This is a genomic window from Sneathiella sp. (assembly GCF_047631475.1).
Classification (GTDB): Bacteria; Pseudomonadota; Alphaproteobacteria; order Sneathiellales; family Sneathiellaceae; genus Sneathiella.
Genome location: NZ_JBLHZT010000067.1, coordinates 1 through 11,994, shown reverse-complemented (window position 1 = coordinate 11,994; position 11,994 = coordinate 1). Strand labels below are relative to the sequence as shown.

12 protein-coding genes are annotated in these 11,994 nt (G+C 47.3%); 6 read left to right on the top strand and 6 right to left on the bottom strand.

Annotated features, from left to right (window positions below; translation table 11 throughout):
* The first annotated feature begins 220 nt into the window (after positions 1–220).
* The gene (locus tag ACJAYR_RS17445) at positions 221–1,789 is read left to right on the top strand and encodes a pilus assembly protein TadG-related protein (protein ID WP_415237783.1); all 1,569 of its coding nucleotides are present in this window, start codon (positions 221–223) and stop codon (positions 1,787–1,789) included.
* Between the two features lie 551 nt (positions 1,790–2,340).
* On the opposite strand, the gene ACJAYR_RS17440 is transcribed toward ACJAYR_RS17445, so the two are convergent.
* From ACJAYR_RS17440 to ACJAYR_RS17425, 4 genes are all read right to left on the bottom strand, one after another.
* A complete protein-coding gene (locus ACJAYR_RS17440; RefSeq protein WP_415237782.1) occupies positions 2,341–2,970 on the bottom strand; it encodes a TadE/TadG family type IV pilus assembly protein in 630 nt (209 codons plus the stop codon).
* Between the two features lie 29 nt (positions 2,971–2,999).
* Positions 3,000–3,614: a TadE/TadG family type IV pilus assembly protein gene (locus ACJAYR_RS17435; protein WP_415237781.1), complete on the bottom strand. Its 615-nt coding sequence runs from the start codon at positions 3,612–3,614 to the stop codon at positions 3,000–3,002.
* 92 nt (positions 3,615–3,706) lie between these two features.
* Complete coding sequence (gene metG / locus ACJAYR_RS17430; protein WP_415237780.1) at positions 3,707–5,404, bottom strand: methionine--tRNA ligase; 1,698 nt, start codon at positions 5,402–5,404, stop codon at positions 3,707–3,709.
* A gap of 134 nt (positions 5,405–5,538) precedes the next feature.
* On the bottom strand, positions 5,539–5,820 hold the full coding sequence (locus tag ACJAYR_RS17425; protein ID WP_415237779.1) for a hypothetical protein: 282 nt from the start codon (positions 5,818–5,820) through the stop codon (positions 5,539–5,541).
* Positions 5,821–6,012: 192 nt separating this feature from the next.
* Between ACJAYR_RS17425 and ACJAYR_RS17420 the strand changes: the two genes are divergently transcribed.
* Both ACJAYR_RS17420 and ACJAYR_RS17415 read left to right on the top strand, forming a co-directional pair.
* Positions 6,013–6,213 carry a DUF1127 domain-containing protein gene (locus tag ACJAYR_RS17420; protein ID WP_169546088.1) on the top strand — a complete coding sequence of 67 codons (201 nt, stop codon included), beginning with the start codon at positions 6,013–6,015 and terminating at the stop codon, positions 6,211–6,213.
* Between the two features lie 69 nt (positions 6,214–6,282).
* Positions 6,283–7,143 carry an urea carboxylase-associated family protein gene (locus ACJAYR_RS17415; RefSeq protein ID WP_415237778.1) on the top strand — a complete coding sequence of 287 codons (861 nt, stop codon included), beginning with the start codon at positions 6,283–6,285 and terminating at the stop codon, positions 7,141–7,143.
* 253 nt (positions 7,144–7,396) lie between these two features.
* Here ACJAYR_RS17415 and ACJAYR_RS17410 read toward each other — a convergent pair whose 3' ends face one another.
* Complete coding sequence (locus ACJAYR_RS17410; protein WP_415237777.1) at positions 7,397–8,062, bottom strand: hypothetical protein; 666 nt, start codon at positions 8,060–8,062, stop codon at positions 7,397–7,399.
* Positions 8,063–8,508: 446 nt separating this feature from the next.
* The gene (locus tag ACJAYR_RS17405; protein WP_415237776.1) at positions 8,509–8,928 is read right to left on the bottom strand and encodes an HIT family protein; all 420 of its coding nucleotides are present in this window, start codon (positions 8,926–8,928) and stop codon (positions 8,509–8,511) included.
* Positions 8,929–9,258: 330 nt separating this feature from the next.
* Between ACJAYR_RS17405 and ACJAYR_RS17400 the strand changes: the two genes are divergently transcribed.
* From ACJAYR_RS17400 to cas9, 3 genes are all read left to right on the top strand, one after another.
* A complete protein-coding gene (locus tag ACJAYR_RS17400) occupies positions 9,259–10,119 on the top strand; it encodes an alpha/beta fold hydrolase (protein WP_415237775.1) in 861 nt (286 codons plus the stop codon).
* A gap of 247 nt (positions 10,120–10,366) precedes the next feature.
* A complete protein-coding gene (locus tag ACJAYR_RS17395) occupies positions 10,367–11,041 on the top strand; it encodes a nitroreductase (RefSeq protein WP_415237774.1) in 675 nt (224 codons plus the stop codon).
* A 331-nt stretch (positions 11,042–11,372) separates the two neighbouring features.
* A partial coding sequence (gene cas9 / locus ACJAYR_RS17390) for a type II CRISPR RNA-guided endonuclease Cas9 (protein WP_415237773.1) occupies positions 11,373–11,994 on the top strand: 622 nt, incomplete at its 3' end.

The window sequence follows — 11,994 nt, the reverse complement described above, 5'->3', positions numbered from 1 at the left end:
TACTGATTTTTTACTTCATTTTTATTTGTTGTTTATTTAAATAAAATTTTCACTTTGCTTTAAACTAAAAATTAACCACGTATTTGTTTCTATTATTTATTCAGTATTTATTTTTACTATAAATTTAGCGAAATTCGACCGGTAAGTTTAGGCAAACTTAATAATTCTGTGCGCATATAAAGCAATATTGACTTTCCCAAACCTTAGAACTGGTAGTCACATGAGTATTTCGCACATTTTTCAAATATACCGTCGCAAAATATCTGCGTTCACCCACGACACTCGGGGGGTATCTGCAATTCTGATTGCGCTGATCGCTATTCCGCTTTTTGGTTTTGTTGGACTCTCTGTCGACCTTGGCAGGGCCTATGTCTTAAAATCAAAGCTTTCTACAGCCTTGGATGCTGCTGGATTGGCTGCGGGCCGGAATATATTTGCAAGCGACAGCGAAATTTACGCCGATGCTCAGAAGTATTTTGATGCAAACTTCCCTTCCGGATACATGTCGACGACCCCAATAACCCTTAACAGTTCAAACCTCAAATGGGATTCCACACGGGAAACAGTGACTTTAAGCGTCCATGTGGACCTAAATACAACTTTTATGAATGTGTTAGGACTGCCAAGCCTGACGGTTGGTGCCCTAGCGGAAGTGAACCGTGACAATAGAGGTATGGAACTTGTACTGGTTCTGGATAATACAGGCTCTATGAATTCATACACTTCCGGTGCAAGACGGATCGAGACGTTAAAAACAGCATCAAAGAACCTGATTGACATCCTATACGGCAATGATGAAATCAAGAAAAAACTTTGGGTTGGCATTGTGCCATACACGACTCAGGTTAATGTGGGTCCGCAGAATATTAATTTTCTGTCAAATGCAGATCGCGACAACATTCTAAACAACACGACCAGTATCTTTACGGCAGACGGCAACAACACAGCGCTAGGCCGCAATGTGAACGGAAGCGGCGGAAATGATACTGTTTATGGCTGGAAAGGATGCGTAGAGATGCGGGATCATCTTGACGGCGGAACCAAAGACCTGTCCGATGATCCGCCAAACAATGATTTTGTTCCTTATTTCTATAATTCCACAGAATCCTATTCGACCAATTATAAGAACGACTGGGCCACCAATGGTGTCAGTGGAAGCCGTGGTCCAAATAAATACTGCCCCCCTCCGGTTCTACCGCTAACCGCCGAAAAATCGACGATCAAAGGCCACATTGATAAAATGGAAACATCTGGTCCAACGGCCGTTAATATTGGGCTAATCTGGGGATGGCGTGCACTTTCACCACGTTGGAATGGCCAGTGGTATGGTTCTTCCACTGTAAACCTTCCTTCCGGGTATTCTGCCCTGCCATTACAATATGGCGAGGAATTCATGGACAAAGTAGTGATTCTGATGACCGACGGTGAAAACACGCTTGGTACTTATGGTATTTATCACGCTTATGGTCGCCAGAAACAGTTCGGGATCAAACAGGGAGAACCCGGCTACGATCCGCACTATCACACATCTGGCAGCGGTAATCTTGCAAGCAAAAGCAGCAGTTACTATAAAAGCTTGGATGATCAGAAAACCGCACAGGCCTGCACCAACATGAAGGCCGCCGGCGTGATCATTTACTCAGTCATCTTTGTGTCAGGGAATGAAGGCCTGTTTGAAAACTGCGCAACGTCGCCTAAACATTATTTTAAAGCCACAACAGCAGACGCGCTCATTGATAACTTTAATACAATTGGGGAAGAGCTGAGTAATCTTCGAATTTCCAAATAGACCCATCCGTACTATCAAAAAAACGGTCGGCTTTGCTGGCCGTTTTTTTGTGCGTATCGCTCACTGTTCTGCAAGGGTACCCCTTACAACAATCGCTTCAAACACAGTGAAAAGTCTCTATTTACTGTCAAATACAGCTAAACAGAAACAATTCGTCTGAACGAATAACCACAGTCTCAACGAGCTTTCCTATTGGGTCAGGGTATTGTGCAAATCGCCGGTAAAAACCGACACTAGAGGGCAGAACAGGCACGCCACCGAAATATATAAGCCCGTCCTTATCACAGCACTTCTCGGTACGGTGTTATCACTGGGCGCTTCATTTTCAGGCCAAGCACACAAGGATCAATTAACCGAAACAGCAATAGGTTCTTTGAAAACCGCTCATCCCCCCTCCCCTGTCCGCTGGAAAGGAAGATCCACTTGGCTGATGGTAAGCCCACTCACGTTCAATGCAAGCCAGCCTAATACAGAAAAACAGCAAATAAAAAAAAGCTGCTGATCCTATAGGTTCAGCAGCCAAATATAAGCTTTCCAATCACTTTTGTGATTTAGGGAGCAGAAGGAAACGTAATCCGTGCGGTAAAACGAGGCCTGAAATAAGCATCCCGATACAGGATCGTTTCGTCAAAAAGCCCCAATGCACCAATTAGGTATGGTTTATAAGTATAGATTAATTCTGCAACGACCAGCGTCTCGGTTTCAGGCAATGTTTCTCCGCCGCCCACATCAATGAAGGCAGGGGGTAAGGACGCATCACCATTGATTGCTTCGCCGATTGCGCTTTTCCCACCCGTTACCGTGCCTGAGACACGCTGACTTAAGATATAAGGAGCCGCTGCAGTCCGTCCCTGGACTGAGGTCAGCACGATCATACTGTCATTGCTGAAATCAAAAGGGCGGGCCATGTAACGCGCTGAGTCAATAATGTTGGAGATTTCCGTTTCGGTCATACTGGTACCATCAGATCGGGCAACCAGATCAGAGAGCGTCGCGACGATCCTATCCATTTTCTGGTTGATCAAGGCATAACGAGCGACTTCAAAACTACCAGCTGTCAGGATCATGAGAACCGGCAACATCATGGCAAATTCAGTCATTGCCACGCCCGTTCGGTCAATTGCAAATGCTTTGATCTTGCCTATGGTAAGGGTTCTAAAATTTCTAAGCAGTTTCTTCATACCTGCCGCGCTCCACATATATCCATCGATTAAAAAGGTTCGTTCATAACGACGATTGATGCGGACATTGGAATTGTTCCCTTGAGAATAGGGATGACCTGTCCACTAAGAAAATTCCAGTTATAGGTCACTGTATAAAGGACGATGTCCCCTTGCGTTCCCAGACCGGCTTCACCAAAATCTTCGTCCCAGACACCATTTCCGTTCACTTCTGTCCATGGCTCGCCGTTCGGGTAAACCGTCCCATCCTCAGCGGTAACTGAGGTTTCCGTGCGAACACCATTGCCATCGATATCAGTAAATTCTTCCCCTTTACCAACAGATGCAAAATTTTCATAAACAAGGGATGTAACATTTCCGGTCGTCAAATTCAGGAGACCGAGAGACGCCTCATTCAGCATATCGACAATAGCCTGATCGTTACTCGCACCTTCCTGGATTTGGCCGGTCAGCCCGAGGCGTGAGGCTTCACGCAAGCTTCCTTCGACCACGGTATTAATAAACATACCGATACTCAATTCCATGATGCCAATAAGAACAAGGAGGAGCACTGGCAAGACCATTGCGAGTTCCACCGCGGTAGCACCATCCTCGTTTTTTCTGAACTGCCGGATTAATCGTCGGCGCAGGAGCATTCTAACCATATCACTCAAGCCTCTGTTATATTGGCCCAAGCATAGGAAACACAGATTAAATCCCGGTTAAATTAAAGCTCCGATTTACCTAAATTTTTAACTTAGCCTTCCGAGGTACCACCAAACCTGTCCTGCCATTCAGCGATTTCATCATCGCTGATCTTACGGAACAGAACATCCGGTACTTCAAACGCGTGCCCGGGCTGCAATACCTGTAACTCGTCCAGCATCCCATCTTTAATCCAGTCGAACTCGCTCAACTCCAGATTTAAAGCATCTGACAGGGTTTTAGACGCTGTCGGAATAACCGGGGCACTTAGTATCGCAAATATACGGATCAGGTTAATTGCAATGCGTAAAGACAATGCAGCTGCTTCTGGATCAGTTTTGAAAGCTGTCCAGGGGGCGGCCTCTGTCAGATACTCATTCCCCATTACCCAAATAGCACGTAACTCCTGCATGGCTTTGCGAATTTGAATTTCGTCCATAAACTGATTATAGGTCGCAACTCGCTTGTTCAACTCGTCTGCAAGCGCTTTCTCACGCTCTCCAATTTCACCGCCCGCAGGCAATTCTGATCCAAATTTGGACGTACAGAACTTCAAAATCCGGTTAACGAAATTCCCTAGGGTGTCAGCAAGGTCTTTATTGCAGGTTCCTGCAAATCCTTCCCAGGTAAAACTGGTATCAGAATTTTCTGGCGCATTTGCCAGCAGATAATACCGCCAGTAATCTGCGGGCAGCATTTCAATGGCATCCGACATGAAAATTCCGCGCTTCTGACTGGTCGAAAATTTACCGCCATAGTAATTTAACCAGTTAAACCCTTTAACATAGTCAACCATTTTCCATGGTTCGCGGCTTCCCAGAATTGTTCCAGGAAAAGTCACTGTGTGAAAAGGAATATTATCCTTGGCCATAAATTCGGTAAAACGGACATCCTTTGCATCATACCACCAGGATTTCCAATCCCGATCTTCAGGACGTTCGTCTGCCCATTCTTTTGTAGCAGCAATATATTCGATCGGGGCATCGAACCAGACATAATAAACCTTGTCTTCCATCCCTTCTCGGCCAACCGGCACCCCCCATTTCAAATCGCGGGTAATTCCCCGATCATGAAGACCTTCATCCAGCCACTTCAAGGCGATGGAAGAAGAGAGAACCGGCCAATCCGTATGTTTGGTAACCCAAGCCCGAATTTCATCAGACAGTTTGGATTGAAGTAAAAAGAGGTGACGGCTTTCCCTGACTTCAAGGTTGGTGCTTCCAGAAATGGCAGAGCGCGGATTTTTTAGATCCGTTGGATCCAGCAGGCGGGTACAACTTTCACACTGGTCTCCCCGCGCCTTATCATAATCACAGTGCGGGCATGTGCCCTCCACATACCGATCCGGCAGGAACCGATCATCATCGATCGAGAAAACCTGCTTGGTCAACCGTTCCTCAATAAATCCATTTTCCAGCAACTTATTACCAAAATGCTGGGTCAATTCCTTATTCTGTTGCGACGAAGAACGTCCGAAATAATCGAAAGAAAGCGAAAAGGCCTCCCCCAACCGGGCCTGAACCTCATGCTGTTGCGCGCAAAACTCTGCAACATCCAGATTAGCGGCACGAGCTGCCAACTCTGCGGGCGTACCATGTTCGTCGGTCGCACAGATCAACAGGACCTCTTCGCCATTTGCGCGTAAGTATCGGGCATACAGATCAGAGGGCAGCATGGACCCCACCAGATTACCCAAATGTTTGACGCCGTTGATATACGGCAGGGCAGAGGTAATTAGGTGGCGTGTCATCTGGTTTTCCATCTTCGAAAAAATACAGGGAATAATGCTGTTCCTTTTACAGGAACAATTTCGTTCAATCAAAAAACTTTTCTAGTAAAAGGCCAGAATAGGATCAGTTCTACCCAAAACGTTTAATTTGTGGGCTATCCACGGCCACAAACGGTACAGATCGGGTCTTCTGCGTCAACCAGTGTTTTGCAGTGAACGCAGCGACGAAAGAAGCCGTCCGGTTCATCAGAAAGAATAGTTCCGCGCGAGGCTGGCCGTCCTTGCCCTTGAGGCGGAAGCAACACCAGAACAATCAAACTCAAAGGCATCATCGCAACAAGCAACAGCCAAAATAGTTGTGACCGTCCTTTAGTTTTTGCAAATTTTATGGCCCCGATCAGAAAGACCACCCAAACGAACAATCCGGCAATAACCATGACATTTTGATTCCGCTAATTTGGAAAACCTGACCGTTTAACATTCAAAGATTAAGGAACCGTCAAAAGCCCAGTCCATTAGATATGCGTTTTTTGCAAGTCAGTGTCTTGAAAACTGCGCTTATCAAATGGGTTCTAATTCACTATTTCTGCACTGCAACATAAAATGTATATTCAATCGGGAGACTTAAAATGGCTTATGCAAAACAAACATTGATTACTACTCAGGCCCCCATCGCTTATGATGACAGCTTCATTGAAACAATCAAAAATTACTTCGTTAAAAAACGCGCAACCCGTCAATTGGAAGCAATGACTGATCGCGAACTGTCAGACATTGGCATCAGCCGTTCAGACATCCACAGAGCCGTTTCAGGTGACCTGTACAGATAAAGTTGGCTTGTTCCTAGAACAATAAAACGTTAAAAATGGCGGTCCCTACTCATAAAGCTGAGACCGCCCATGCCGATTTCCCCACCAGAAACCATTCCTGCCGATGCCACGGAACGCCGGGCGATCAAGCCCGTCATCTGTTACCCGGTGCAAAGTCTGCCAGCCTATGATGCCGCATTCTACGAAAACGCCCGTACAGGAATGTCGTTGATCGATACAGTAATCGTGCCGCCAAGGGACGCCCGCTGTTTTACAATACCCGCCGGTCATTTCTTCAGAATAGCTTATCAAGATGGTCCGCAAGTCGGGGATCTCAATCTTTGGAACAGCAAAGACCTTACCGAAAAATTCTTCAGCGGAAAAACCCGTGCGTTACATGCAACCCATGTCACCACAGGCGACCGCCTGTGGAGTACTCTTCCAAGTTTAAGACCCCTTGCAACGATCACTCATGACACTCTCGCATGGTATGGCTGGGATGAATATGGCGGCGGCGTTCATGATGTTATTGGTACCCGATGCGACCCTTACACCAATTATTTATTGTCGGGCGAGGACTACCATTATTGCTGTCATTCCAATCTGACGCGGGCACTGGCGCAGGAAAAAAATCTCAGCCTGAAAGAAGCCGAACAGTATGTGCACGATGTCTTGAACGTCTTTATGTGCACAGGTTTTACAAAAGATACCCATCAGTATTTTATGAAAGCCAGCCCTGTTCGAACAGGAGATTTCCTCGAATTTTTCGCAGAAATCGATCTACTGGGAGCCCTTTCCACATGTCCGGGCGGTGATTGCGGAAGCAGCCATTCCAGTGAAGATGCCGCCTGTTATCCCTTGCGCATTGAAATCTATAAGCCCAAGGACGATCGCCTTGCGGGTTGGAAACCTGCCAAGCGCTCCGGATACGATCAAACTCACGGTGTTTAACCGTTCAAGGCAAACAGCAAACAAAAGCCGTCAGTCTATCCGTTCTTGCAAGCGATCTGAAACACTGTTCAGAACGACTGTCCGCCATGGCCTCGCATATACGGCGGATATTAAGTGCGCCAGTGGACAACTGAAGACAATATATCAAGCGACTGTTTAAATGATCTGAAACAGGATGTTGCAAACCAGAGCATCCTCAGCATTCTTCCGTTTCTCACACTGAAAGGCTCACAAATGGATAGACATCAGAATTTCACCACGTCGCACCCACCAGCCCTTTCCATTCCATATCAATGCCGACAATCAGTGTTCCCCTTCCTTCATTTAAAGACAAGACCGCATGTGGAGAGGATATCTTTCGGCTATAAGGCGGCGGCGATGTATCGTCAAAGTGATAGATCGGCTGTTTTCCATATTGATGAAAATATTCAGCATCAAACAACGCACGATATTTATCGTAATAGTCCTGCTTTAAAGTCGAAACAGTTTGGCCATCAGGTAAATTTCGTCCGGGAATAAACGTAACCCTCTTGCTGAGCCAATAGACCTTGTCATTCAGAATGCGAACTGACAGCTTTTCATACCCTTTTTTCCTTGCTCCCTTAATGGTGGTGCCGAACTTGGCATTAAAACATGGTTTTTGTAAGCTCGTTTTCGGTTTGGCACATTTTCCAAGCTTGTACCCTTTGGATTGTAGGGCCGCGACGGCATTTTCCTGGGTCATTCCAAGACCTACGCCATCGACAACCGCTTTCGCGACACCACCAGAACCATCATTCGACGTTTTCTGCACATTCTTCTTGGCACTGGCCTGCGCCACTTTATTTTCAGATTTTGCTTGGCTTTTTGAATCGTGATTACCGTTCGCATCACTTGGGCCCGTATGATTGGACACTTCCACGGCAATGTCGATAGACATTGTTCTTGTTTTTTCCGCCAAATCTTTCCAGAAAGCGGCATGAAGTGACTTTGGAGCTACTATCAATAAGCATAGTAAAGCAACATAAGCATATGAATGTATACGCGTGACACCCCCCTGAATTGTGAGAATTCAAGCCATACTCTAAATTAATAGTCCGGAAAAACAACACGAATTTCTAATATACAATTCATCTGATAACCAACCACGTTCTCTTTCTTCACGGCGGATCAGCGCCATCGCCGTTTGGGCGAGTGGCACAATAAAAAAGATAAACAAAACTTGTTCTCTTTTTTTCAACAAAATTTACCGGTTCACAGCAACAAACCGGTATTTCTTTAACACATGTCGGTCCGGCAGGCGCGCGCTGAAAAAGAAAACATCTCTGTTAGACACATGCTTCTTCGTTAAAGACGCCCCCAATTAGCGCGCTTCACATCAACCGCTTACGATTGCAGAACGGCGCGGATTTTATCTGCCTGGGCCTTGATCAAGGCCATATCACCCATAACGCCAGGCGGGCGTGTCTTGATACCCTCGTGACGGGGCAATACATGAAAATGCAAATGGAACACTTCCTGCCCTCCGGCAGTCTCATTGAATTGCTGAAGTGTCACGCCATCCGCGTCAAACGCCTGCATGACAGCCTTACCCAACCTCTGAACCGTTTCCATACATTTTGCCAACTGCTCTGGACTTGCATCCAGAATATTGCGCGCAGGCCCCTTTGGTATAACAAGCAAATGGCCATCGGCGCGCGGCATGATGTCCATGAAGGCGTAGGTATGGTCGTCTTCATAAACACATTCGGAGGGGATTTCTTTTCGAAGAATTTTCGCAAAGATATTGTCGTTATCGTATTGCATGGAATAGTCCTTGTTGTTTTTGTGCCGCCCGTGCCCCATAGCATTCTCATAAAGTATCGTCATCTGCAAACGAAGAAAACAGTTCAAACAACAGTTTAGAAAAAAACACCGCAATTCAGCATTGATAAAGCCAGATTTGGATCTGGTCTGTCGCTACTGCCTGAAAACCATCTATCTCTATGAAAGCGTCCCTTCTGCTTTATGCCCCTATCACCGGCCTGACCACCGACCTTACCCTATCTGTTTTCCTGTGAACCGTTCGGATAGACCTCTCCTCAGACTTCGCCTATAATCTCGCCAGATACAAAACAAACATTTGGGGGAGAACCCATGGGGCCGACATCGAATAGTTATATTTCCCAACGATCAAAGCTGCATTATGTGGATTGGGGAAATGCAGGGGCGCCCCCTTTGCTTTTGGTCCATGGGGGACGGGATCACTGCCGGAACTGGGACTGGGTAGCCGAAGAAATGCGTCATGACTGGCATGTTATCGCACCAGATCTAAGGGGTCATGGGGACAGCGAATGGTCCACGGATGGTAACTACACCCTGCAAAGTTACGTATATGATATTGCGCAACTGATCCACCAGAAGGAACTGAGCCCGGTGACCATCGTCGCCCATTCCATGGGGGGCAACATCGCCCTGCGTTACACAGGCACATACCCCGAAACGGTCCGCAAGCTGGTCGCGATTGAGGGACTTGGCATGTCGCCCAAGTCACAAGCAGAAACAGCGGCCAAACCGGTGGCCGAGCGTTGGCGGGAATGGATTGAAAAAAAACGAGGGGCCAGCGCACGCCCTCCGCGCAAATACAAAACCTTTGCTGATGCCCTCGACCGGATGAAAGGGGAAAACAAGCATTTGTCTGACATTCAGGCGCTGCACCTGACCACCCACGCGGTAAACCAAAACGAAGACGGGACATTCAGTTGGAAATTTGATCCCTATATGCGGGTCTGGTGGCCTTTTGATACAAGCCGCAAGGAGATACAGGAACTGTGGTCCAATATTACCTGCCCCACCTTTTTATGTTATGGCGCGGACAGCTGGGCCTCTAACCCGGTGGAAGACGGTCGGATCGAGCATTTTAAAACTGCGACCGTCAAGACCTATCAGGAGGCTGGGCATTGGCTTCATCACGACCAGTTTGACGAATTTATCGCCGACCTGCGCGCCTTTCTGTAATTCCGTATTTTCGGACCCGACTGTTTAGCGGTCCGGTTAAGAAGGGTGCGGCTTCATCCACTTGAATGTCCTGATGGATGGCACTGCCCCTCAGAATTCAATGGCGGATTTTAGCACAGGCTTGATTAATGGATGCCTTCCATCTTGTTTGACGGGTTGCCAAATATCGAGCCTGCGATAAACTGAGCCTTGGAATTTTCCGGGGCGCAATAACCGCTAACATAAAAACAAGAAGAGAAAAGCCAAAATGGATTTTGATACTGTTGTGCGCGAACGGCGCTCCACCCGCGGCTTCAAGCCGGACCCCATCCCAAAGAAAATTTTGAACGAAATCATCGAATTGGCGGCGCGGGCGCCCTCCTCAATGAATACTCAGCCGTGGCATCTGCATGTGATTAGCGGTGCGCCGCTTGATCGAATTCGGGCAGGAAATACGGAAAAAACGCTGGCCGGAGTGCCGCCCTCTCGCGAATTCCGGGTTGAGGGCAAATATGAAGGAGTTCATCGCCAACGACAGGTCGATATTGCCGTTCAACTGTTTGAAGCCATGGGCATCGAGCGTGACGATAAAGAACGGCGTCAGGAATGGGTGTTGCGCGGCTTTCGCCAGTTCGATGCGCCTGTGTCCGTCATTGTCGCCTATGACAAGGAATTACAGGGAGACATCCGACATTTTGACCTCGGAGCCATCACCTATGGATTGGTCCTTGCGGCCTGGAGCCGGGGCATCGGTGCGGTAATCAATAGTCAGGGAATTATGCAATCACCCGTGGTCCGAGAGCATGCAAATATTCCGGACAATCACGTCATCCAGACGGCGGTCGCCATGGGCTATCCGGACGACAGTTTCGCCGCCAACGCCGTTGTCTCCACCCGCCGCCCAACTGAAGAAATCGCTACTTTTGTCGGTTTCGACGACTAGATCCACCCGCTCTAGAACCAAAAAATCCGTCGGGCACCATACGCCGCCTGACGGATTACAACGCCCTCTTCCGTTTATTGAACCAGTATTCAACCGGCTTACGGAATAGATACTGGTCAGCGAAAACCAGCAATAAATCTGCGAGAGCACCACAAAAATAAAGCGACCCACTGCATACGCAGTAGATCGCTTTATTATGGTACATTTTGTGGACTAAATCCTTGTTAACGGAAAGCCCGACTTTTCCAGAGTGCTTCAAAATGTTTTCACATGATAGTACAGTGTGATATAAAATGCAATCATAACGATGAAAATATTTGGGGGGGAATCCATGACTGACCAAAAAGCTTGGCGACTAGGAATAGATCTGGGTACGAATTCGCTTGGCTGGGCGGCTTTACTCCTAAATGACAGCCTAAGCAACGCCGTTGGCATGCTTGATTCTGGAGTGCGAATTTTTTCGGATGGACGCAACCCAAAAGACAAGCAATCGAACGCGGCCAAGCGTCGTGAGCCACGCGGCGCGCGCAAAAACCGGGACCGCTCTAAACGCAGGTCCGCTCGTCTGATGAGGGAGCTGATTGAGTTTGGTTTAATGCCATTAGATGACGCAGAAAGAAAAAAATTAGAGGGTGGTAAAAACATCCCGCTAATTAAAACAGACCCCTGGATCCTTCGATATCGCGCCCTCAACGAAAAAATTGAACTGCATCAACTCGGTCGGGTCATTTTTCATCTGCACCAGCGAAGAGGCTTCAAATCCAATCGCAAAACAGATCGCGCCGACTCGGAAGCTGGAAAAGTCTATGATGCAATTAAGCAGACCCAGACAAAATTAGAAGAACAGGGTGCCCGAACCTTAGGAGAACTTTTTGGCAAACCTCGACATGAGGCTATTCTACATAATTGTGCCACACCAAAAGGAATGCGCAAACCACAACCTTTGGCAAGAG